General features: G+C 59.9%; 18 protein-coding genes. 11 read left to right on the top strand and 7 right to left on the bottom strand.

Going from position 1 to position 22,862, the window contains the following annotated elements:
• Positions 1-45 precede the first annotated feature (45 nt).
• A complete protein-coding gene (locus L6966_RS11240; RefSeq protein WP_237233397.1) occupies positions 46-915 on the top strand; it encodes a hypothetical protein in 870 nt (289 codons plus the stop codon).
• A 195-nt stretch (positions 916-1,110) separates the two neighbouring features.
• Here L6966_RS11240 and L6966_RS11235 read toward each other — a convergent pair whose 3' ends face one another.
• Positions 1,111-2,358: an amidohydrolase gene (locus L6966_RS11235; RefSeq protein WP_237233396.1), complete on the bottom strand. Its 1,248-nt coding sequence runs from the start codon at positions 2,356-2,358 to the stop codon at positions 1,111-1,113.
• An 87-nt stretch (positions 2,359-2,445) separates the two neighbouring features.
• Positions 2,446-4,095, bottom strand: a complete 1,650-nt coding sequence (locus tag L6966_RS11230; RefSeq protein WP_237233395.1) for an AbgT family transporter — start codon at positions 4,093-4,095, stop codon at positions 2,446-2,448.
• Between the two features lie 158 nt (positions 4,096-4,253).
• Between L6966_RS11230 and pheA the strand changes: the two genes are divergently transcribed.
• On the top strand, positions 4,254-5,207 hold the full coding sequence (gene pheA / locus L6966_RS11225) for a prephenate dehydratase (RefSeq protein ID WP_237233394.1): 954 nt from the start codon (positions 4,254-4,256) through the stop codon (positions 5,205-5,207).
• 380 nt (positions 5,208-5,587) lie between these two features.
• On the opposite strand, the gene L6966_RS11220 is transcribed toward pheA, so the two are convergent.
• Positions 5,588-6,748: a diacylglycerol/lipid kinase family protein gene (locus L6966_RS11220; protein ID WP_237225200.1), complete on the bottom strand. Its 1,161-nt coding sequence runs from the start codon at positions 6,746-6,748 to the stop codon at positions 5,588-5,590.
• Positions 6,749-6,888: 140 nt separating this feature from the next.
• On the opposite strand from L6966_RS11220, the gene serS reads away from it, so the two are divergent.
• The 7 genes from serS (at position 6,889) to L6966_RS11185 (ending at position 13,385) form a co-directional block, all read left to right on the top strand.
• On the top strand, positions 6,889-8,193 hold the full coding sequence (gene serS / locus L6966_RS11215; RefSeq protein WP_237225201.1) for a serine--tRNA ligase: 1,305 nt from the start codon (positions 6,889-6,891) through the stop codon (positions 8,191-8,193).
• Between the two features lie 103 nt (positions 8,194-8,296).
• Positions 8,297-9,250 (top strand): metal ABC transporter substrate-binding protein, encoded by a 954-nt coding sequence (locus L6966_RS11210; RefSeq protein WP_237225202.1) that lies wholly within the window; start codon positions 8,297-8,299, stop codon positions 9,248-9,250.
• A 3-nt stretch (positions 9,251-9,253) separates the two neighbouring features.
• Positions 9,254-10,003: a metal ABC transporter ATP-binding protein gene (locus L6966_RS11205; protein WP_419721897.1), complete on the top strand. Its 750-nt coding sequence runs from the start codon at positions 9,254-9,256 to the stop codon at positions 10,001-10,003.
• Positions 10,003-10,854, top strand: a complete 852-nt coding sequence (locus L6966_RS11200) for a metal ABC transporter permease (RefSeq protein WP_083090902.1) — start codon at positions 10,003-10,005, stop codon at positions 10,852-10,854. The genes L6966_RS11205 and L6966_RS11200 overlap by 1 nt, the downstream gene beginning before the upstream one ends.
• 91 nt (positions 10,855-10,945) lie before the next feature.
• Positions 10,946-11,806, top strand: a complete 861-nt coding sequence (locus L6966_RS11195) for an HAD family hydrolase (RefSeq protein WP_237225203.1) — start codon at positions 10,946-10,948, stop codon at positions 11,804-11,806.
• 227 nt (positions 11,807-12,033) lie between these two features.
• Positions 12,034-12,426, top strand: coding sequence for a thiol-disulfide oxidoreductase DCC family protein (locus L6966_RS11190; RefSeq protein WP_237225204.1), 393 nt, complete (start codon positions 12,034-12,036; stop codon positions 12,424-12,426).
• A gap of 38 nt (positions 12,427-12,464) precedes the next feature.
• On the top strand, positions 12,465-13,385 hold the full coding sequence (locus L6966_RS11185) for an AEC family transporter (protein WP_083090904.1): 921 nt from the start codon (positions 12,465-12,467) through the stop codon (positions 13,383-13,385).
• A gap of 25 nt (positions 13,386-13,410) precedes the next feature.
• Here L6966_RS11185 and L6966_RS11180 read toward each other — a convergent pair whose 3' ends face one another.
• From L6966_RS11180 to L6966_RS11170, 3 genes are read right to left on the bottom strand one after another with little or no spacing between them, the layout of a single operon-like run.
• On the bottom strand, positions 13,411-14,025 hold the full coding sequence (locus L6966_RS11180; protein WP_237225205.1) for a recombinase RecJ: 615 nt from the start codon (positions 14,023-14,025) through the stop codon (positions 13,411-13,413).
• A 34-nt stretch (positions 14,026-14,059) separates the two neighbouring features.
• Positions 14,060-14,794 (bottom strand): hypothetical protein, encoded by a 735-nt coding sequence (locus L6966_RS11175; RefSeq protein WP_237225206.1) that lies wholly within the window; start codon positions 14,792-14,794, stop codon positions 14,060-14,062.
• Position 14,795: 1 nt separating this feature from the next.
• On the bottom strand, positions 14,796-18,647 hold the full coding sequence (locus L6966_RS11170) for an AAA domain-containing protein (RefSeq protein ID WP_237225207.1): 3,852 nt from the start codon (positions 18,645-18,647) through the stop codon (positions 14,796-14,798).
• 580 nt (positions 18,648-19,227) lie between these two features.
• Between L6966_RS11170 and L6966_RS11165 the strand changes: the two genes are divergently transcribed.
• Positions 19,228-20,352, top strand: coding sequence for a CAP domain-containing protein (locus L6966_RS11165; RefSeq protein WP_237225208.1), 1,125 nt, complete (start codon positions 19,228-19,230; stop codon positions 20,350-20,352).
• 77 nt (positions 20,353-20,429) lie between these two features.
• Here the strand turns inward: L6966_RS11165 and dacB are convergent, their stop codons facing one another.
• Positions 20,430-21,827: a D-alanyl-D-alanine carboxypeptidase/D-alanyl-D-alanine endopeptidase gene (gene dacB, locus L6966_RS11160; protein WP_237225209.1), complete on the bottom strand. Its 1,398-nt coding sequence runs from the start codon at positions 21,825-21,827 to the stop codon at positions 20,430-20,432.
• Positions 21,828-22,047: 220 nt separating this feature from the next.
• Here dacB and L6966_RS11155 point away from each other — a divergent pair, with 220 nt between their 5' ends.
• Positions 22,048-22,569, top strand: a complete 522-nt coding sequence (locus L6966_RS11155) for an inorganic diphosphatase (RefSeq protein WP_083090909.1) — start codon at positions 22,048-22,050, stop codon at positions 22,567-22,569.
• Positions 22,570-22,862 lie beyond the last annotated feature (293 nt).

The following is a 22,862-nucleotide window of genomic DNA, read 5'->3' as shown; positions in this document are numbered from 1 at the left end:
CGTCTGCCCGTGGAACTCGCAACCGATGAGAGAAAGAAAAAACCTATGAAGACTGTGTCGCGACGTTCGCTGGCTAAGGGAGCCGCGTGGGCTGCTCCTGCAATCATAGCCACCTCGCAGGTGCCCACATACGCTGCCTCTGCACTGTGCCAGAACGATGCGGTCGCTGTATCGGGGGTAACATACACTCTCATCGGGGCCGAATCGAATAAAGTGGAGCCCTACCATAACGGGGTCACGGTTTACCTCAACGGCGATGGTAAAAGCACCTGGTCTGAAAACCCCGGCTACGAAGTCACCTTCACCTACACTGCCGTTCGAGACATCGAGAGCGTGCTCTTCAGGGTCTACATTAGCGGCACCTTCTACACCACAGAAGGTTCTGTTGAAGGCCGAGTTGCCAATGTGATCGATAGGAGCTTTGCAAACGGGCAAGGCTACGAATACACCGTCAACGGTGATGCTACCTTTACCAGCGCCACCTGGCACGCTGGGCAAATTGGTCAGATTAGGGACGCAGCAACATCTCAGTCAGCTACCCTTCCCAGCGGTGCTTACTCCGGGTACGCTATCAACCATAAAGAAAACGAGAAAATATTTGCGGCCTACGATAGCAACCAGGTTGGTGCCGAACTGAGAGTTAACTTTTCCAGTATTAAGGCTGGAACCTCGGTAAGCCTGAAGACCTACGTGCGTTTTGCTGAACTCAACAACTATGGGCATATGGCTCAAGCCTTCGGGCTTGATTACAGCTGGAAACGACCCATCATGAATGCCGGCATGGTGTCTGACATCTACTTCAAAGAGCCAGTTAACCGCGGCACAGCTACTGGCGGCAGGTGCAGGCAAAACCAAAGCCTCAACATGGCAACCTACGACGGTGATCTGACCGACGAGCAACCCATCAAGGGCTAGCAAAACTACTTGCGTAGTTCCCTGCCCTCACAAAAGAGCAGAAAGACTGCCCCTCATGGAGGCTTATTCAAAAGCCCTTTCATCACAGCTCCCCAGGTTCGCGCTTGATGGAGCCCAGCAACTTCGCTGCGAGCCTGGGTCGCCTAATTACTTTTGAATAATCCCCTTATAAGTAAACCCCAAAACCCGTACAACCTACCGTTTTACCTGTGAGTACAGCGCGCTAGTAGCTGCCCGCACGCCTACCTGCAAGGTCGGTTCTGGTTGAGGGGCAAAGAAAGGGGAATGGTTAGATGCTATCGGTTCCGCAGCAAGCTGCTCTTGACTCATGCCACCGAGAATCCAGAACGAATAGGGGATTCCTGCTGCGTCCCCTAGCTCTCCAAAATCTTCTGAACCCATGATTGAAAAATCAGGATCATAGGTGACGTTCTCCTCACCCAGCTCAGCAGCAAACACCTGCGCTAAGTCAGCTGAGACTGTCTCATCGTTTACTACTGAGCTCGAATAGTGGTAGTTCTCAATCTCAGGTTCTTCAGCACCAGAGGCCAGCGATTCTGCTCGTGCCATACGCTCTACAGCGTGTATAACGCGGGTACGAACATCTGGATTGAAAGTACGAATACTGGTGCGTAGTTCTGCGGTAGCAGGAATAATGTTCTCCTTCTTGCCAGCCTGCAAAGAACCGACAGTGACTACCGCCGACTCCTTTGGAGGTACCTCACGCGCCACTACTGACTGTAAACGCACCACTAGGTAAGCAGCCAAAACAACAGGATCAATGGTGTCTTGGGGTTGAGAGCCGTGCCCGCCCCTCCCAAAGAGCTTGATGCGTAACGAGTCAACAGCGGCAGTGGCCGGGCCATGCGTGACAATGACCCTGCCTACAGGCTCCGTAAAAACATGTTGCCCATACATAACGCTTGGCACCGGAACGGTCTCCCAGAGCCCCTGCGAAACCATAAGCTTAGCGCCGTCCTTACCCTCTTCAGCAGGCTGGAAGATGAACTCGATGGTTCCTGACCAGTCACTACCATCGCGAGCGAAGAGATCCATAGTCTTAAGGCCCATCGCGATGTGAGTATCGTGGCCACAGGCATGCATCACACCAACAGTTTCCCCCTCCCAGGTGCCCGTTACCGTGGAGGCGTAGGGGAGACCCGTCTGCTCAGTCACAGGTAGCCCGTCAATATCGGCTCGGTAGGCCACCGTTGGGCCCTCACCATTGCGTAGAATAACCACGGTTCCGGTTTCACCAATGGGTACAATCTCGCGGGTTACTCCCTCTCCAAGCACCAGGTTTTCAGCGCGTTCTCTAATCTTTCTGGTGGTCTCAAACTCTTGCAGGCTGAGCTCAGGTGAAGCATGGTATGCCTTGTACTCGTCGAGCAGATGTTGTTCATCGGACGGAGAGAGGGTGAGCGAGGCAGGCAGATAAGTCACGGGGGAAACTCCTTATTGGGCTGGGAAGCGTAATGGTCGGCATGGGTACGGGGCATTGGCTGTGAGAGTCACGCTGCTCAATGATCTTTATTCTCCAATCATGATGCCAGCACCAGGACCCATGGGCAGGTTGAAGGTGTAGAAGATAAAAAGCACCGCTAGCCAGGCCAGCCAGAAGGTAAATACAAAGGGCAGAAGACGAGCCATCATGGTTCCTAAACCTGCCTTGGGCTCGTACTTTCGGACCATTGCGAGAACAAGAAAGAGGTAGGGGTTCATCGGGGTGACAATTTGGGTTGCAGAGTCGCCCACACGGAAGGCCCCCTGGATAAAGGCTGGCTCAAACCCGAGGATGCCAAACATCGGAACGAAGACCGCAGCCATGAGCGTCCACATACCTGAACCAGAGATGATGAAAAGGTTCAGAATCGAGCAGAGGATAATAAATATAACGATGACGGGGAATCCCGTCAGCCCTGCATTTTCAAGAACTGTTGCGCCGCTGACAGCAATCCATGAACCTAAGCCGCTCCAGTTAAAGAGAGCGATGAACTGACTCAGTACAAAGGCCAGAACCAAAAAGCCCACCATATCTTTGAGGGCCTCGCCCATGAGCGTTGGAACGTCCCTATAACCGCGTATGCTGCCAGCAAGGCGACCATAGACATAACCGCTCACCGAGAAGAAGAGGAAAATAATGAAGACAATAGACGAAAGGAGCGGTGACTTCGGCAAGAAGCCGCCTTCCTCGTTGCGCCACGGTGAGTCAGGAATAAGGCAGGCAATCAGTACCGCCACACCCACGAGGAAGAAGGCGATTGTACCCCACGCAAGTGCCTTCTTTTCTCGATTTGAGAGCGCTCCGGTGCTACTGTCTACCACCTTGTTAGGCTGGGTTGGTGGGAGCTGCTCCTGCGCAATGGTGCGTTGTATCCGAGTAGAAGGATTAGGGTCATCAGCCTGTTCATCACCCTCAATTTCTTCGGTCGAAATTTTGTCGCGGACGATACGCGGCTCAAGTACCCTATCGATTACAAAGCCTGCAACCAGGGCAAGGATAATTGCCGAGACGATGTTGAAGTAGTAATTCGAAATGGGGGAGACTTCAGCGGCAGTTTCTGCCAGCGCAGGGACGGAGGGAATTACAGAATTGGTAATACCAGCAAACAGCGCATCCAGTGAAGTAGGTAGAACGTTGGTGGAGTAGCCCGCGCCCGCAGCAGCAAAACCACCGAGCAGACCCGCCAGGGGGTGGCGTCCTGCGGCTTTAAAGGCAAGGGCGGCCAGTGGAGGGATGACGAGAAAGACCGAATCAGCCATAATTGAGCCGACGACCCCGATAAAACCAACTGCATACGGCAGAACCCAGCGAGGCGCTCCGCCAATGCTGAAACGAATTGCCGCAGCAAGGAAACCTGACTTTTCAGCGATACCGATTGCCAACAAAATTGTGACTACTGTTAGCAAGGGCGGAAAGCCGATGTAGTTTTCACCCAGGGCGGTAGTAAACCAGGTGAGCCCCTCTGCCGTAAAGAAGCCCTTGATTGCAAGGGGCGCTTCTGCACCAGGAACCTCAATGATGACGTTGTTCCAGGCCATCAGTGATGAGGCTAGAGCAGTGACTAGAAAAAGTAGAGTAAAGAGCGTAAACGGCTCTGGTAGCTTATTGCCGATTTTCTCAATGCTGTTGAGGGCTTTATCTATAAATGACATCTTGGGTGCGGCTTCGGTGCTCATGGCGTACTCCTCAGCATTAAGTGTGCTTTGGGAGCCAGTATAAGCAGACAAGTTAGCGGTGCATCTCGTATGTTGCAAATATGACGAGCAGAACACGGCTCAAGGGGCAGCAGCACCAGGTCGGCGGGCCGTGGTTTTCACCCACTAGACTAGACCCTATGCGCTACACCTACCTCGGCCCGTCCGGAACCTTCACCGAAGCAGCCCTCCTCACCGTACCCGGTGCCCCCGACGCAGAACGCATCCCCGCTACCTCTGTGCCCGCAGCCCTGGACGCCCTGCGCGAGAGGAGCGCCGACGCCGCCATGGTGCCCATCGAAAACTCTGTTGAAGGTGGTGTGACCGCTACCCTCGATGCTATTGCCTCACTCGATGGTTCTCTACGCATCGTCCGCGAAGTGCTCGTACCCATCACCTTCGTGCTGGTAGCCCGCCCCGGCACGACCCTGGAAAGCATCAAAACCATTTCAACGCACACCCACGCCTGGGCCCAGGTGCGCCGCTGGGTGACAGAGAACAAGCCGGACGCTGACTACCTGCCTGGGGCGTCCACCGCGGGGGCGGCTCTGGGCCTGCTGAGCGAAAACCCCGGCTACGAGGCCGCTATCTGCTCACCCGCCGTAGCCCAAGCCCACCCCGAGCTGCAGGTGCTGGCCCACAATATCGGTGACAATAAGAAGGCTGTGACCCGGTTCGTGCTCGTCGCCCGCGATGCTGAAACGCCAGCTCCCACTGGTGCAGATAAAACAACTCTGGTTATTCCGCTACCCCAAGACCGCCCTGGCGCACTCCTTGAATTGCTTGAACAGTTTTCCACACGCGGCATTAACCTCTCCCGTATCGAATCCCGCCCTACCGGCGAATTCTTGGGCTCCTATTTCTTCTCCGTCGACATTGACGGCCACCTCCACGATGCCCGTGTGCGTGACGCCCTGCGCGGTATTCACCGGGTCTCACCCGGGGTGCTCTACCTGGGCTCCTACCCTCGGGCCGACAAGCGCCTGGCAGCGGTAGACCCCATGCATGACGAAAAGTCCTTCAATGCTGCCCGCGACTGGGTAGAAACCCTCTTCCCCGGTGGGCGGCCCGAAAGCCTCAAACACAACATCTAAATGTGGGTCTACCTATAAGGGAGTCTCTGGTCCCTGAAAACACAACTAAGACTCTTCTAAGCCCCATATCTGGTGGTGTTTCCAATCATCCGGAAATCCCATCTCCTGGGCAGTAAGGAAAGGTACTGCGGATAGCGCTGAATCGACAAGAGAAGCAGTTCTACTTGCCCAGGCTGAACCAGGGGATACGGTTTCAAGAATCTTGGCAATAATGATAAGTGCGCCGTAAATTTTTTCGCTCTGCTGCCTTGGGTTACCCTCCTGCCCCGGTGGGAGGGGCAGATGCGAGAGAGATTCTAAACCGCTAACCCTGGATAAAATACCAGTACCCATAGGAGATAAGGTGCAGTTCCCTGACCCGAGGCACTCAAGCACCATATCTAGAGCCGCAAGAGCCTCTGCCACCAGCGGCGGTGCTGCTGAGCAATATCGTCACGAGCATCAATCAGGTCGCTCAGAGAACGAATCTGCATATCTTCCGGGTAGACATTAACCAGCACAGCCCCCGGGCGCACCTGGGCGTAGAAATCTGTGACCTCCCCCAGCACGTCACCGTCTACCTCAACAGGCAACCGGGCACCAGGAAAACGCACGTGGACGTCCTTACCCACAAAGTGCTCCACCACAGGGTAGCGCGGGCGGGCAGGGCGTATGATGAACTGAGCCGTCAGGCGCAGCCAGCTGCCCAGGTTACGGGGAGTCAACACAATCACCTCAAGCTGCCCGTCAGACAGCTCGGCAGTTGAAGCCAGATTCACCCCGCCCTGAATTTTTCCAGTGTTTGCCACCAGCACAGCCCGAATTTTACGGTGAATCGGGGCACCCTCATCGACTGTGATAATGGCCGAGCGACGCCGAGTGAACATGTGCCGGGTGCTGGCTTCTACATAAGCCAACCAGCCAATACGAGCCTTCAAATCTTCTTTGGTATCAGTCATAATCTGCGCGTCGAAACCGGCACCACCCATGACCACAAAGTTGACCGGGTCCAGGCCCTGCTCACCCTGCATTTCCATGCGGATCATGTCGATAGCGCGGCGCTCCCCGTGCAGGGCCATATTAATGCAGGCATGCAGGTCGCTCACATCCATATCGAGATTACGCGCCAGCAGATTGCCGGTACCTAGGGGCACAACGCCAAGCGGAACGTCCGTGCCTTCAAGCGCGCTAGCCACCGCCCGCACCGTTCCATCACCGCCCACAGCCAGCACAATCTGCGCACCCTCTTCAAGGGCCCGCTGTGCCATACCAAACCCGGGATCATCGGCCTCAGTCTCGTAGAAACGGGCCTTAGGCCAATTGGCCGTACCCAAATCGGAGGTAATCATAGCAATGACCGACTCGGCGCGATCCTTGGTGGGGTTGTAAACCACTGCCACCTGCTGGGGGTCACCTGGCTCCAGCATGCGATGGAGCGGTCGGTAGGCAGGGAAGAGATCGGGCCGTGCCCGCCGCCCCCTTTGAACCACAAACACAGCACCGGCACCAGCAAGCGCTGCTGAGATAGCAAGAGACGAATAAAGAGTAGTGCGAGCATCCATATCACCAGCATACTGAAGAATACTTTGTTCTGCTGAGGTAAAGCGGCCCTTCTCACAGTCGATAGCTTAGACCTGGGCACCACCGGCTCCCGGCGGTGCCTGCCTGTCATCAAGGCCGCAACTACGGTAAATTTAGAGGCATGATTGACATTAACCTCCTGCGTGGAAACCCCCACGCTTTCCGCGCCTCACAGCGCGCTCGCGGCGCCGACGAAAACGTCATCGACCAGATTCTCGAAGCGGACGCCACCCGCCGCACCTCCATCACCGAGTTCGAGAAGTTGCGTGCTGAGCAGAACGTCTTTTCCAAGAAAATCGGCAAGGCTGCTCCGGAAGAAAAGCAGGCCCTGCTCGCTGAGGTTAAGGAACTCTCGCAGAAGGTCTCAGAGGCCAAGGCTGCCGCTGACGCCGCTGCCGCCCGCCAGGAAGAACTGGTTTCTGGCGTCGGCAACCTGATTATCGACGGAATCCCCGCCGGCGGCGAAGACGACTACGTGGTTATTAAGCAGGTGGGCGAGCCCCGCAACTTCGAAGCCGATGGTTTCGAACCCCGCGACCACCTAGAAATCGGCGAACTGGTGGACGGTATCGACATGGTGCGCGGCGCTAAGGTCTCCGGCTCCCGCTTCTACTTCCTCAAGGGCCACGTAGCCCGCCTGGAGCAGGCCCTCATGTGGATGGCCCTTGACCAGGCCACCGCCAACGGCTTCACCATGCTCACCACTCCCACCCTGGTGCGCCCCGAAACCATGAACGGCACCGGCTTCAACGTAGAGCACGACGACGAAATCTACCGCCTCGAGCGCGACGACCTCTACCTGGTCGGTACCTCTGAGGTCGCTATCGCCGGCTACCACGCCGACGAAATCATCGACTTTAAGAACGGCCCCGTCAAGTACCTGGGCTGGTCCTCCTGCTACCGCCGCGAAGCCGGCTCCGCCGGTAAAGACACCCGCGGCATTATCCGCGTGCACCAGTTCAACAAGGCCGAAATGTTCGTCTACTGTCCCGTTGAGCAGGCAGAAGACATGCACGCCAAGATGCTGGCCTGGGAAGAAGAGATGCTGGCCAAGTGTGAGCTCTCCTACCGCGTGATTGACACCGCCGCGGGCGACCTGGGCTCGTCCGCCGCCCGCAAGTTCGACTGCGAAGCCTGGGTACCCACCCAGGGTGCCTTCCGTGAGCTGACCTCAACCTCCAACTGCACCACCTACCAGGCCCGCCGCCTGAACGTCCGTGAGCGCATGCCTGACACCGTTACCGCAGACGGCAAGGCCAAAAAGGGCGGCACCCGCACCGTCGCCACCCTCAACGGCACCCTGGCAACCACCCGCTGGCTGGTCGCGATCCTTGAAACCCACCAGCAGGCGGACGGCTCCGTGCGCGTCCCCGAGGCCCTGCGCCCCTACATGGGCGGCCTTGAGGTCATCCCCGTAGCTGAGTAGACCAAAGGTACCATCTGACTTGGAAAAGACCGCCTAGTTCGTGGGTATAACCGACTTAGATGGTACCTTCTGCTTTTAAGCCTGACTTAGGAAGGGAGCTCCCATGCTCAACCGTACCCGTGCCCTGCTGGCCAGTGTGCTGGTGCTGGTGGCGGGCGTCCTTTCAGCCTGCGCCCCGCCGGGGGCTGAGCCGGACGCCGCCACCAGCGCGGGCACGCCCGGTAAGCCCCTGGTGCTCGCCACCTTCACCGTGCTAGCCGACATGACCCAGACCGTAGGCGGTGAGCACGTGCAGGTCGAATCCCTGACCAAGGCGGGAGCCGAGATCCACAGCTACGAGCCCACCCCCTCAGATGTGCGTAAGGCCGCGGACGCTGATCTGATACTGGCCAACGGCCTCAACCTGGAGAGCTGGCTGGGGCAGTTCCTCCAAGATTCAGACGCCCCTGCGGTGACCGTCACCGAAGGAATCGAGCCAATCAGCATCACCGAAGGGGAGGGGGCCGGCCACCCCAATCCCCACGCCTGGATGAGCCCCCTGGCCGCCCAAACCTACGTGGATAACATCGCCGCTGCTCTCAGCCAGCTAGACCCCGCGCACGCAGCTGACTACCTGGCTAACGCGGCAGCCTACAAGCTGGAACTAGCTACCCTCCACGCTGAACTGGTCGATTCTCTCGTCCACCTGCCCAATCACCAGCGTCTACTGGTCACCTGCGAAGGAGCCTTCTCCTACCTGGCCGCCGACGCCGGTCTCAGCGAGGCCTACCTCTGGGCCGTCAACTCAGATGGCGAAACCGGGGCCCGCCGCATGATGGAACTGAGCGACCGGGTGCGCACCTCTGGGGTTCCTGCGGTCTTCTGCGAATCTACTGTGCCTGCCCGCACCATGGAACAAATCGCTACAGACACCGGGGTCAGATACGCTGGGGCCCTCTACGTTGACTCGCTCTCAGCGGCAGGTGGGCCGGTGCCCACCTACCTAGATTTGATTCGCCACGACACCGCCCTCATCGCAGAGGCTCTGAGTGCAGAAACCGCCCCGGAAGAGGAGTAAATCGTGCCCACACCTCTGCTTGAACTGACCGACGTCACTGTCACCTACGGGGCACCTGGAACAGGGCTCGTGCGGGCGCTGAACCGGGCGGCCTTGACCGTTGAGAGTGGGCAAATATGCGGGCTGGTGGGCATGAATGGCTCAGGTAAATCCACCCTCTTCAAAGCCGTCATGGGTGTGGTCCCGGCCCGTGGGCGGGTGCTGCTTGCCGGGCAGAGCCCGCGCGCGGCCCGCAAACAGGGGCTGGTCAGCTACGTGCCGCAGAAAGAAGAAATAGATTTCTCCTTCCCCGTATCGGTCTATGACCTGGTGGCCCAAGGACGTTACGGCCGCCTCGGCCTCACCCGGCGGCTCGGTGCCGCCGACCGGGCCGCAGTGAGCGGAGCCCTCGAGCGGGTTGGCCTGGCCGACCTAGCCCACCGGCAAATTGGCAACCTCTCAGGCGGCCAGCGTAAACGTGCCTTCGTGGCCCGCGGTCTGGCCCAAGAAGCCCGCCTGCTGCTGCTCGATGAACCTTTCGCCGGGGTTGATAAGACAAGCGAAACCATGCTTATCGATCTCTTCAAAGAACTGCGCGATAACGGGGCCGGAATTCTCATCTCAACCCACGACCTGGCCAACCTGGCAGAGCTGGCAGACACCGCCGTCCTACTGCGTAACCGGGTGCTCCTGGCTGGTGAACCGGCCACGGTGCTAGCTCCAGAGAACATCGTGCGAGCCTTTGGCATGAACCCGCTGACAGGGGAGAACTGATGTACGAACTTTTCATCGAACCGCTCACCTACGGTTTTATGCAGCGCGGCCTGCTGGTAACCGTGCTGGCGGCCCTGGTCTGTGCCCTGCTTTCCTGCTGGCTGGTACTCATGGGGTGGTCGCTCATGGGCGACGGTATCTCGCACGCTGTACTACCCGGCGTGGCCCTGGCCTATATTCTGGGTGCCCCCTTTGCTGTGGGTGCCCTGATTGCCGCCCTGGTGGCGGTCGCCCTCATCGGCTCGGTGGCATCCCGGGGCAGGGTGCGGGAGGACGCCGCCATCGGCATTGTCTTCACCGTTATGTTCGCCGTCGGGCTGGTGCTGCTCTCAGCCTTCCCCTCTCAGGTGGATCTGCATTCGGTAATCTTCGGTAACGTACTGGGGGTCTCCTGGGGCGATGTGTGGCAGATTGTAGCCCTGGCTCTGCTGGTCATTGCTGTGCTCCTGCTTAAGCGCCGTGACCTGGTGCTTTACGCCTTTGACCCCGGCTATACGCACGCCATTGGCCTCTCGCCGCGCTTTCTTTCGGGGCTTCTGCTGGTGGCCCTGGCGCTGACCTCGGTGCTCGCCCTACAAATCGTGGGGGTGGTGCTGGTGGTTGCCCTGCTGGTCATACCCGGTGCTACTGCCCGCCTGCTCACTGACCGATTTGCAACCATGCTGCTCCTTTCATGCGCAGTGTCTGTGGCTGCGGCCCTGGTCGGCTTTTTCGTCGGCTACCTGCTGGATGTTTCAGCAGGTGGAGCGGTTGTTCTTGCCCTGGGGGCCTTCTTTGGTCTGGCCTATCTTTTTGCCCCGCACCACGGCGTCCTTGCTGCTGCCCGCACCCGACGGGCAGCAGCGTCCTGACCCCTCCCACACCCAGCGGTCCATACAGTGGTTACCTGCGCTTCACCCAGCTTTTGTATAGTCTGGTCTACAAGAAACACAAGGAAGACAGATGATTTCAGAAATACAAAACATGCAAACCCTGCCCCGCCGCCGCTCCACCTGGTCCAAAGAGCCCGGCGCCAAGTACCTCATCGCCATCGACGTTGACGGCACCCTGGTCAACCACGACGGCGCCATGAGCGAGGCCGTCAAAAAGGCTGCCGGGCGGGTCGTAGACGCAGGCCACCACGTGGTGATTTCCACCGGACGTTCGCTGGGCGCCACCCTGCCCATCGTTGAGATGATTGGTCTGACGCGCGGCTACGCGGTCAGCTCGAACGGAGCGGTGACCCTCAGCATCGACCCTGCCCTTGAGGCCGGCTACCGCATCATTGACAAGGTCAGCTTTGACCCCTCCACCGCGATCAAGCTACTCAAAGCCAAGCTACCGCAGGCCTCCCTGGCCCTAGAAACACCGGACGGCACCGTCTACGCTACCGACAACTTTGAGGACTGGTCCTTCGGCGTGAACACGGTCAAGACCAGTCGCACCGAGATGGCTGCCATGAACTCTGCTGTGCGCGTGGTGGTATGTTCGCCGACCGACACCCCCGAAGATTTCAAACGCGCCATCTACGACTCAGGCCTGCACGGGGTCAACTACGCGGTCGGCTGGAGCGCCTGGCTCGACGTGGCAGCCCACGGTGTCTCTAAGGCCACCGCCCTAGAACAAATTCGCCGCAAACTGCACGTTGACCCCCGCCACACCATCGCTATAGGCGACGGGCTCAACGATAAAGAGATGATTCACTGGGCGGCGCGCGGCGTGGCGATGGGGCAGGCCCTGCCCGAGGTTGCCGAACTTGCTACCGACATCACCGGCTCCGTCTACGAGGACGGCGTGGTGCCGATTCTGGAAGAACTCCTCTAAACGATGGACTGTATTCACAAGTTCGTTTTTAGGGTGCCCTAGGCTCATGCTCACTACAGGCCCTCAGTTTCTTTTGCCTGTGGGTGGGAACTGGTGCTCATCTGCTCAACCGGTCACTCCATCCGAGCCAGCGGCGTCGCTGCCAGCCTGGGTCGCGCCTGACCCCTTGTGAATAAGCCTCAGTTCTGTCTGCCCACTGTCTCCCTACCCCGTCTGGAATACCACCCATGCTTTCATCCCAGCGCACCCCCGCATCGCTCGCAGACCCTAACGGCTCCGGCCTGCTGCTCTATGACCCTGACTGCGGCATCTGCCAACAGGCGGCACGCTTACTAGGACGCCTGGGGCTGGGTGCACGCGTTCAAGCAGGGGAGTACGACCGGCTCCTGGAGCACGGCGTTGACCCCGAACGCTTCGCGCGGCAAATTCCCTTTATCACAGCCAGTGGGCAGGTTGCCTACGGGGCGATTGCTGTTGCTCTCGCGCTGGCGACTAGCCGACACATGCCCGTGCGGGTTGCCGCGTCCCTGCTCAAAAACCCGCTGGTACGCCCTGTAGCCGAACGCATCTATCTGCTGGTTTCAGCGAACAGGTCTACCGCCTGTCAGATAAGATCGTAGGCGCAGGGTTCTACACCTACAACAGAAAGAAGGCGGCAGTGCTCGGAGTGCTCGAAGGGTTCACCATCATCGCCGTAGTGGTGGGGGTGGGCTACCTGGTAGCCAGGCTCGATGTTCTGCCGCCAGGCTCTGCGCTCTCACTCAATCGCTTTGCTTTCTTTGTGGCCCTGCCCCCACTCATGTTCGTCACCATGGCCGGGGCCGACCTGCACGTGATTTTCTCTGGCCGCCTGCCCGTCGCCGTCATCAGCTTCGCTGTGGTGGCCCTGCTGTTTGCCCTGCTTGCTCGGTTTGTGTTGAAGAAGGACGCCGGTGCCGTCACCGTAGGGGCCGCAGCCAGCGGCTACATCAATGCCAATAATATGGGCCTGCCTGTGGCTACCTATATTGTGGGGGACGCAGCCCAGGTGGCACCCATTCTGCTTTTTCAACTGCTCATTGCGGCACCCATTGTGCTTTCGATTCTTGATGCGATTTCGCACGGTGCGGTGTCACTGAAAACTGTGGCTGTTCAGCCGGTCAAGAACCCGCTCATTATCGGGTCAGCCTTAGGCCTGCTGGTCAATGTGTTTAACCTACCGGTACCCGATGTTGTCATGGAGCCCTTCCGTATTCTGGGTGGCGCCGGTGTGCCCCTGATTCTGGCGGCCTTCGGTATGTCTCTGCGCGGCTCCGCCCTGCTTGATACTCCCGGGCAGCGCCTGGAGACCGTGCTGGCTGCACTTTTCAAGAACGTGCTGATGCCCCTTATCGCCTACCTGCTCGCCCGGTTCGTCTTTGACCTGAGTGACCAGGACGTCTTTGCGGCCACTATTCTTGCGGCGCTCCCCAGCGCCCAGAACATGTACAACTACGCGGTGCGCTATAACGTGGCAACCACGCTTGCCCGCGACATCGTTCTCCTGACCACCCTAGGCGCTATGCCGGTGATTCTGGTGATTTCGTTACTGCTTCACTAGGGGAGCCCGGCCCCTGTAGGGTAGCCTAAACCGTGCCGTAGACAAGCTCGTTGAGTAGCCGGGCGACCAGCTCCCGCGAGGCGACTTCTTCATGCCAGTAGGAGCGCACCAGGGTCTTGCTGACCGCCTGCGAGGTAATGCCCAGCGCCTGGGCGACCGCCTTTTGCTGGCCGCGGACGCCCGGCACCAGCAGGTCGAGTACCCGCCACTCAGCTTCGGTGCGGGCTGCTGCTACCCGGTAGAGCAGGCGCAGCAGGCCGGTCACCTGCTCGGCTCGCACTCCCTGACCGGTAGCGTGAACGCAGATACCGCGCGGCGGTGCCCCGGTTTGAGCCTGTTCCACTGCTGACCGCGAGAGGCTCAGCGCCGGGCCAGAGCATTCCGGGGTAGAAACCACCCCCAGGGCCGCTGCGAAGCGCGGCCGCACCAGTTCGCCAGCTCCGATGCCGACCCAAAACTCCGCAAAACGAGCCCCGAGCAGGGCGGCTGCCAGGGCGTCCGCACCGGTTCCGAAAGCTCCCTGGAGCTCGTCCGGGTAAGTGCGCGTGAAGGCGACGGCCGGGTGAAGCTGCTCCAGGCGCTGTTCGAGGGCGGTCAGGTCAGCCCGCGCACTGCGGGCGATAAAGGTCAGTACAAACATGTTTATCAGTATGCCCTAGACCGTGCGCGGGTACCTAGCTCTCTCCCCAGAGGAGGGTCTCTACGTCCACACCCGCAAGAAAAAGGTGCTCCTGCAAGGGTAGGGCACACTTGACGGGCAGTCGGATGCTGCTGCAGGTCAGATCATAGCCCAGGTAACCGCAGGCCTGGTCAAAACCAGCCAAATCTCTGCCCAGGTCGTGGGCTAGCCGGGTGACCTGCTGGAGGTCAGCCGCAGACCCAAAGACCCAGACGTAATCGGGGCTGGTGAGCTGAAAGAGACCCAGGGGCTGGCCCGCCCCTTCGGTTTCGCGCACTCGCACCCAGCCGCCCGCCGGGTCAGGCTCCCCCGGGCCTTCGATAGGGGCGATTGGGTCGAAAACCCAGGAGCGGGCACCGTCAAGCCAATCGGGGAGCTGCGGCATGTAGAGGGTATCACCCTCACCGCTCCAGGGGGCGTGCTCAAAGCTGCGGGCATACATGGCTGACCAGAACTCCACTGAACCGCAGGTTACCCCCACGCTATTGAGCTGGTCGGGCTCCCCGATTTCGCTCATATGACCGGCGGGTCCGCCCAATTGCTCCGGGTAGGAGGCATTCTCATCAGCTAGGTAGACCTGATCCCAGTAAGTGGGGCGGGTGATGTAGCCAGCCTCGGTCAGCCGGTCGTTGATTCGGTGTAGGTAGTCAGCTTCACCCAGGGCTACCGTTTGCCCATCAAAATGGAAGAGGTAGGGTGTGCGCCTGCGGTGGGTAGGTGTCAACGGCATATCAGTTCCCTCTCATGTGGGTCATGTGGGCGGGGAGGACGCCCGCGCCCGGCTGCTGGGGGAAGGGCAGGGCGGCGCGGGTTAGGCGGATAAAGGAGCCGAGTAGGGTGAGCGTTTCTGGGCTGGTGGGTAAAAAGTCGGTGAAGCGGGTGGAGCAGATAATCACCGCCGCCCACTGACCTCGGGAGAGGGCCACGTTCAGACGGTTGGGGGAGAGCAGAAAGTCAGTGCCGCGAGGGCTGTCACCGGCCCGGGAAGCAGCCATAGAAAGAATCACCACCGGTGCCTCCTGCCCCTGAAACTTATCGACCGTGCCCACACGCACACCACCGTCCGCGTTTGCCAAACCGGCCTCGTAGAGGGCCTCACGAATCGTCTCTACCTGGGCGTTGTAGGCTGCCACTACGATAATATCGGAGGGTTCCAGTGGCGCTGCCTGCTCGGGCGCTGAGAGGTGCGGAACCCAGGAATGCCCAAGTAGTCGGCGGGCTACAGCGACCACCTCAGCTGCCTCTTCAGGGGAGCGGGTGGAATTGCCGGTGTGCTCAAGTTCGCGTAGGTAGACACCGGGCGCCCACCCCTGTAGCTGCCGCTCAGCGCCGGCGGGGGCAGAGGCTAGTTTACCCTCGTAAGAGAGCTGTGAGACCGGCCCACAGAGCTGCGGGTGCATGCGCCAGGTGACGGCCAGAAAATAACCGAATTTTTCGGGGAGCACGGTTCGCCCTGCCGAGAGCCAGCCTAGGGCAGACTCGTCTACCGGGTGAGGGTGAGTGCCCTGCGTGACCTGAGGAAGCTGGGCCGGGTCGCCCAGGAGCAGCAGGTTCTTTGCCGCCCTGGCTACCGCCAGAGTATTAGCCAGGGAGTACTGCCCGGCCTCGTCGATTACCAGCAGATCTAGGCCTTCATAACGGAATTTGCTTTCTGCCGCAAAATCCCAGGCAGTACCACCGAAGACGCGCCCGCCCGGCTCCTGGAGAAAACGCCAAACATCGTGGTGAGTCACCTCGCGCCAGGGAAAATTCGGGGTCTGGCTCTTACCTTTACCCTTAGCAACCTGGCCGGGGTCGACCCCGCCGTTCAGCATGCAGCCGCTCAGCATATTCTCCACCACAGCGTGCGACTGGGCCACGATACCAACCTTCCACCCGTCTGCCACCAGGCGGCCAATTACGTGTGACCCTACAAAGGTTTTACCCGACCCGGGTGGGCCCTGTACCGCCACATAGGAGCGGTCAAGCTGACTCACTGCCGCGTAAATAGCCTGCACGGTAGCCAGAGAGCCGTGGGTTTCAACGAAGTCCTCAGGGCGGGGCAGAACCCCGCCACCAGTCAGCCGGGGTGGGACGCGCTGGAGCAGGTCAGTACCCGCAGACGCTGGCAGCTCGGGAAGGCTACGGGCCGTACGCAGGGCCAGCTCCGCGAGAGCCTGCTCTTGAGCACGGGTAGGAATAGGGCTACCCGGCGTGATTGCCAGGGGGAGCTGGTGGTAAGGTTCGGCCGGTTCACGATCGAAGGTGCGTAGCGACTCCCTGAGCGTCACCCGCACCAGGTAGGGCTGCCCTGCCCGGTGCTCGGGGATTTCCTCGAGCTCTAGAATCTCGGTGTTAAAAGCACCGGCCCGCTCCGCTTCGAGAGGTAACACGCCCTCGTGCAGGGCGGCATAGGTAAGCGCCTGCCTGCGGGCCTCCCGCTCAAGGAAGGGCGGCAACGGGCGCTGGTACATGGCAAAAAGACCAGATTCGCCCACCGTCACCGACGAGCCAGGTGCTAGCCGCGCCACCCCGCTTAGCACACGAGAAAGTGATCTGGCGCGGTCAGGCCTGTGCCAGTCAGCCACCACTGTCAGCCGGCCTAAAAGCAGTACGTCGCGGGTATCTTCCCAGTCCTCCAGCGGGGCGGTCAGCCGGTTGAAATGATCCCACCAGAATTGGCGGCGCTCGCGGCGGTGGTACCCCGTGGCTGTGGCAATCATGGCAACCGCCTGCTTGCGCTCGTCATGCTGCCCACCAGCGTCCACAGCCTGTACAAACTGTTGGAGGGTTCGCTCGGCCTCAGACTCGTCTTCAGCGCGGTTCGCCAGCACCATGAGCTCATTAATATCAGCCAGCGGGGCCGGTGTAGTGAGCTCCTGGTTGACCGATCTACCCGCGAGGTTTAGTAGCCAGGCACGCAGATTGAGGAGCGTGAGCCCCATTCGGTAGAGGCTCTGCGCCAGCGCCCTTTCAAGGGTGGCCAGACGTTCGGTTTCACCCTGGGCTCGTGCCAGGCACAGGTCAGCGTAGACGGTTGCCGGTATGTGGGGTGCTTCGGGGAGGTTCTGATTCATAAAGGGTTCGAGGGCGGCCACATCAGAGGTGCCCACGTTTGTGCGTAGGGAGCGGCGTAGCGTTTCTGAGAGGTCTACTAGGACGCCGTCGCCCAGTAAATCGGTTAGGTAGGCTTCGCCGGAGGCATGGGTGACGGCTAGCCCCTGCAGGGCCGTCAGAACTTCCCCGCCGAAGTAGTAGACGCGGAGGCCGGGGTAGAGCTGCCGCTGGTGGTGAATCAGCCCCATCAGATCGCTGATGAGCCGCTCCTCCTCAGCGCGGCTGTGGGCCCACAGGTGGGTGAAGGTGGGTTCTTCGCCCGGCTCATCGGGCAGGTGGACCGTGCCCAGGGTGTACGTCAAGCCCCAGGCTTGAGCGGGGGCTTTGGCTTTCTCATCGCGCCAGAGCGCGTCTGAGCGTAAATCGAGGAAGATGTCGCCCCCGCTGGCTCGCGGCAGGGCGCGCAGGGCTGGGCGGGGAAGGAGCTGATAAGACAGAGCCTGCTGGGCCTGCTCGGATTCCTGTTCAGGGCCCCGCCCGGTGCCCTGTCCGCCGGTCTGAGCTGGCCCACCAAGCTGGATTGTGCCGTCGGGCTCGGCCACACCGGTCTGTAGGGCTGCCTGCTTCGCGTAGCGGCGTACCAGACCGGGCAGGGCCCTGTCGCCTGCCAGGGCAGCCAGCTCGTCAATGGTCTGCACTCCGCAGCGTTCGTAGATGGTTTGACGAGCGCGGGCGGTTAGCCCGGCTGTGAGCAGCATGTCGCGGTGTTTAGCTGCCAGCTGCTGGCAGGTGTCACAGCGTCCGCACCTGCTCACCGGCTCCCGCTCGCCCGGGGCAGACAGCCAGCTGATAGGCTCAGTGCCGGCCTGGCGTCTGCTGGCGAGCAGGTTCTGTAGCCGCTGGCGCTTGACGTCGAAGACGGGTGCAATGGTGGCTAGCTCGTGCAGGGATTCCACCCCGTTACCTAGCACCAGAGAGACTAGTTGATCGCACTTTATCCCTTCGTGCGACAGCTGATCAGCGTAGGCGGCTAGCTGTAGGAGGGCTGGCACGCGAGCTGTGCGGGCCAGCTTAGTGTCAACCACCCGGTAGGTGCCCTGCTTCTGTTTGATGAGAAAGTCCGCGCGCCCGTGAAAACTGCCATCGAAAAAGCTGGCTTGAAAGACGACGTCCGCACCCGCTCGGAGGGCGGCCACCGTCTCTTCTCGCTTGTGTTCTAGTTCTACCCGGCTGTAGTGCCGCGGCGGTTCTACCTCGTAGACGCCCCGCCCGTCCTTTTCATTCCAGGGGCCGTAACGTTCTTTGAGGTCAGCAAGGACGCGGGCTTCGTGCGCCTGCCCCAGGGCGATTGCCCGTTGGAGCTGGGGGTCTTCTCTGCGCTTCAGTTGGGGAACACGACCCAGAAGCTGATCAAGCGTATAGAGAAAAGCGAACTGGCACTGGGCAGAGGTGATGAGGTCAGTGGCAGAGAAAACCGGGGTTTTGCCGGCAGGGTCAAGTTCTAGGCTGTGCGGTGGAGCCGCAGGGCTTGTATCAATCAAGAACACGGTGACCTCCTGAAATCTCTGAGTTCAAGGCTAGCAAGCGTGGCTGACATTTTAAGAGCTGAGGCCTAAAGTTTTGAAAGTGCCACTTTGTGCCGAAAGTGCCGCTCTAACTGGCACTTTCGGCAAAAAATGGAACACTCGGCTGTGAGGCTGATCGGTGGTGGAGAGGGTGACTGCTCAAGTCAAGTGTTGGTGTTTTGGGTTGCGGGAGGGAGCTTTGAATAACCTTCCTTGTCGAATGTCCCGGCTAGAAGTGGGACATTCGAACCGGAGCATAGGGCACTTTTGAATAAGCACCTTTATACCGCTCACGCCACGCGGAGCTAAGGATGATTTCTTCATCTGACAGTAGTGCGCGAGCATAGCAGGCTTGATGTCTTAAAAGTTTGATCTGGTGTGCATAAATGCGCGCATCGGTATTTTTTGACTGTCAATGGCCTCAGGTTTCCTTCTGGGTGCCTGACGCGAAAAAGGTCACGAAATGGTAAAAATAAGGTCACGATTCTATAAAGTTGTGTTCAGCAAATTTCATACGTTCACTGTCACTCTGAAAAATCTCCCCCGAGAATAGGAGCCCTAGATGAAAAACCTTACCCGCCCTACCGGCACCGTTAAAGCCACTCGCCGTCAGGTCACTGCCCTGGCCCTGTCGAGCCTCGCACTCGGCACTGCCGCAACCGTTGCAACCGCTGCGTCGTCAGACATCCGCACCGTCTCAGCTGCCCAGCGTGCAGCAGACCAGCAAACCCTGCTCAACCTCATCAACACCTACCGCGCCCAAAACGGCCTCGGTGCTGTCAAGCACTCAGCCACCGTTGCCTCCGTGATGGAAAGCGAAGCCATTCGCCAGTTCAAGGCTGGTGCTTTCTCTCACGGCACCGAGTTCATCTACAACTCCAAGGTGCAGGGCTACAGCTTTGTACGCGAAATCATCGCCCTCTCCTACAACGACGACCTGGGCCAGCTCATGAATTTCTGGAAGGGCTCGGCACCGCACCGCGCAGCCGTCCTTGCTCCCGAAGCCAACGTCATCGGTATCGGTCTCTGCTACGGCCACGGTGCCTCCCTGCCCTGGCGGGTACTCGGCAACGTGGGCATATACCGCTACGAGGCAGGCAAAGGCCCCAACGACTATGTCTCTACGATTTCTTCATCGGTCACCGTTCAAGCTGCAGGCCAAGTATCAACTGCCTATCCCCTCAACGGTGCAATTGGAAACTACTTCCGGGCCACCGGTGGAGTGAGCGTATACGGCCAGCCCACCGGTAGCGAATTCGCCTCGGTCAACGGGGGCGTTATTCAGAATTTCTCCAACGCTCGCAGTATCTACTGGACCCCGGCCTACGGGGCGCACACCGTTTACTGGAAGGGCGCTATCGGTGCCCGTTACGCCCGCCAGAACTACGAAAAAGGCAGCTGGGGCTACCCCATGAACTCTGAATACGAGTTTTGGGGGAGTGTGCGGCAGGACTTCGTCAAAGACGGCTCGATTACCTCTGTCTACTGGACCCCCTCCACCGGAGGAGCATACGCCGTCAATGAATCCGGCAGTATCTCTGCCCGCTGGTACGCCCTGGGCGGGCCCTCTAAGCTAGGGTTCCCGGTAACTGACGAGACCCGCTGGGCGGACGGCGTTGTGCGTGTCACCTTCTCTGGAGGCACCACCATCAACTGGTCTGAGTCTCGCGGAGTGTGGGTGAGCTAGACTCCCCTCCCGGCTCACCGGTGCTTTAACGGCGGGGTCGCCCCGCGCTAGGCACGAGAAACAAGAAAGCTGACGCTTTAGCGGTCGGTGAGCCTGGCGGCGAACCTGTCAATCGTGTTTTTGGCGGCGTCGGCGTCCTCAAGATCATTCAACATCACTGAGAAAACTAGCGGCCTCCCTGAGTCAGTGACGGTGTAGCCGGTGAGTGAGAGTACGGAGTTGAGGGTGCCGGTCTTGGCACGGACCACGCCTCGGCCAGCGGACTCGTCGGCGTCGTTAAAGCGGCTTGCCAGGCCCAGGGTGCCGCTGTAACCTGCCACGGGAAGGCCGTTGAGGGCCAAGCGTTCGGCGGCGCTACCGTTGACGGCGCGCAAGGCTAGGGCCGTCAGTAGCTCGTTGCTGACGCGGTTGTTCATGGAGAGCCCGCTGATATCAACCTGGGTGTAGTCGGTAGGCAGGCCGCCAGCCTGCAGGGTCTCGCGCACAGCGGTAATCGCACCGTCTGTTGAGCCAGCGCCTCCGCGGGCAACTGAGAGGTTCCGCCCCAGGGTCTCGGCCAGCGAGTTGTCAGACTCCTGCATCATCAGCGCAGACTGCTCGGCAGCCGTTGCTGACTCCACCCTTGCCAGCTCGCTCCCACCTGCGGGGTCGGTGAGCTGCTGGCCAGTGGTGAAGGTTAGCCCCCGGTCGGCACCGAGCTGATTGAGGGCGTCCACCAAGGTCTGTTGAACCTGCTTGGGGGCGTTCTTGGGCCGCGACGTGCTCGCCGCCCCATCTGAGCCGGGGGAGTAGTGTGAATAGAAGGCCAACGGGGTTATCGAGGAGATAAAGCCCGAGTCAATATCTTCCTGCGCCCAATCAGGGTTGAGGTCGCTACCCGTAAAAATCGTAGTATCCAGGTTGACGGTGAAGGCTTGACCGCTCTTGCCTTGCTCGGCCAGGGCGGCGATAGTGCGCTCGGCTAGGGTTTCAACACCGGCGTGCCCCATGACCTCGCCGGGCTGCGACTCACCGGGCACCAGTAGGGTGTCGCCCCCTGCCACCAGGGCCAGCGTTGAAGTGTCGGTGAGCCGCACGGACGTGGAGAAGCGAGCGTGCGGCGCGGTAGCCAGCACAGCGTAGTCCACGAGCAGTTTCATGTTGGACGCAGGCACCCGGCTCGCAGAGGCTTCACGGGAGTACAGTACCTCCCCGGTGTGCGCGTCAAACACCTGGGCAGAGACCGTGCCCTGGTCGAGTGAATCAAGCACCTCGTCAAGGGCGGGCCCCAGGTCTTCGGGGCTGACAGGCGCGCCGTCATCTGTGCCCGGGGCTGGCGTCGGTGCCATATCTAGGGTGGGCGTAGTAGCTTGCCGTTGTAGGTTCTGGGCCTCATTCCAGGTGGGCACAGCCCAGGCGGCTGCCGCCGCGCACCCTAGGGCCAGCACGCCGGTCACTACCCACGCCAGTAGAAGGCGCACGCGAGTCTTGGCCATATGGTCCTCCACGCTGTTAGCCCTCGCCTGAGGGAACGTCCTTACCCTCTAGCCTAACCGGGTGCGCCCAGTGCGGGTGACATCAGGGCGTGTAATAGGAGTGACACCTGCGCGCCTGCTCTGTAAAAGGCGCATCGGCTGCCTGCTCTCGGTTAGACTGATAAGCCGAACCACTCGCGCTGAGCGCGGGCACCCCTACCACCAACCCAGGAGGCTCCCCTTGGAACTCGACGTCACTATTGAAATTAACCGTGGTTCACGCGTCAAGTACGAAATTGACCACGAAACCGGCCGCCTGCGCCTGGATCGCGTACTGTTCACCTCTATGCAGTACCCCACCGCCTACGGCTACTTTGAAGACACCTTAGGCGAGGACGGCGACCCGCTTGATGCCATGGTCATTCTCGACGTTGACGTTGTTCCCGGCGTTCTGATTGAATCCCGCCCTATCGGCGTGTTCCGCATGACCGATGAGGCTGGCGGCGACGACAAGGTGCTCTGCGTTCCCGCTGATAAGCGCTACGACCACATTCAGGATATCTCAGATGTGGCTGACCAGCTTAAGGAAGAAATCAAGCACTTCTTCGAGCGCTACAAGGATCTAGAGCCCGGTAAGTGGGTTAAGGGCGAGGGCTGGGAAGACCGCGCATTTGCTGAGAAGCTGGTTGCTGAGGCTGAAGAGCGCTTCGAGAAGTCACACTACGAGTCAGCTGCCGAAGCTGAAGCTGACGACAACAACTAAGGTTTGTGAGGGGTAACGAACGCGTGTTCCTCCCCTGAAACTGGTGAAGGCCAGGCCCGTACACGGGCCTGGCCTTCACCCGTTAATCGAGGGAATCTATGTCTAAGACCTGCAAAAAATTTACCTTGTTTTAAGCCAAAAACCTAGAAGCCCCACCACAGCCAGGGTAAACTCACACACCAACAACACCTACCAGCACAGAAAGACCTGCCCCATGTCTCATAACCTCGGTGCCATTGAAAGCGATGTTGAATTCAACTTCACCCACGCAGAGAGCCTCAAAACCGCTTTCA

Origin of the sequence: Rothia nasisuis (assembly GCF_928381405.1) — a bacterium.
GTDB classification, from domain to species: domain Bacteria; phylum Actinomycetota; class Actinomycetes; order Actinomycetales; family Micrococcaceae; genus Rothia; species Rothia nasisuis.
The sequence above is the reverse complement of the archived record's forward strand: the minus strand, read 5'-3'. Positions and strand labels throughout refer to the sequence as shown.

Coding starts and splice junctions, on each gene's coding strand:
- serS (WP_237225201.1), top strand. CDS start 6,889: ATGATTGACATTAACCTCCTGCGTGGAAACCCCCACGCTTTCCGCGCC.
- L6966_RS11190 (WP_237225204.1), top strand. CDS start 12,034: ATGCTTTCATCCCAGCGCACCCCCGCATCGCTCGCAGACCCTAACGGC.
- L6966_RS11230 (WP_237233395.1), bottom strand. CDS start 4,095: ATGAGCACCGAAGCCGCACCCAAGATGTCATTTATAGATAAAGCCCTC.
- L6966_RS11175 (WP_237225206.1), bottom strand. CDS start 14,794: ATGCCGTTGACACCTACCCACCGCAGGCGCACACCCTACCTCTTCCAT.
- L6966_RS11165 (WP_237225208.1), top strand. CDS start 19,228: ATGAAAAACCTTACCCGCCCTACCGGCACCGTTAAAGCCACTCGCCGT.
- dacB (WP_237225209.1), bottom strand. CDS start 21,827: ATGGCCAAGACTCGCGTGCGCCTTCTACTGGCGTGGGTAGTGACCGGC.
- L6966_RS11220 (WP_237225200.1), bottom strand. CDS start 6,748: ATGGATGCTCGCACTACTCTTTATTCGTCTCTTGCTATCTCAGCAGCG.
- L6966_RS11200 (WP_083090902.1), top strand. CDS start 10,003: ATGTACGAACTTTTCATCGAACCGCTCACCTACGGTTTTATGCAGCGC.
- L6966_RS11240 (WP_237233397.1), top strand. CDS start 46: ATGAAGACTGTGTCGCGACGTTCGCTGGCTAAGGGAGCCGCGTGGGCT.
- L6966_RS11195 (WP_237225203.1), top strand. CDS start 10,946: ATGATTTCAGAAATACAAAACATGCAAACCCTGCCCCGCCGCCGCTCC.
- pheA (WP_237233394.1), top strand. CDS start 4,254: ATGCGCTACACCTACCTCGGCCCGTCCGGAACCTTCACCGAAGCAGCC.
- L6966_RS11180 (WP_237225205.1), bottom strand. CDS start 14,025: ATGTTTGTACTGACCTTTATCGCCCGCAGTGCGCGGGCTGACCTGACC.
- L6966_RS11210 (WP_237225202.1), top strand. CDS start 8,297: ATGCTCAACCGTACCCGTGCCCTGCTGGCCAGTGTGCTGGTGCTGGTG.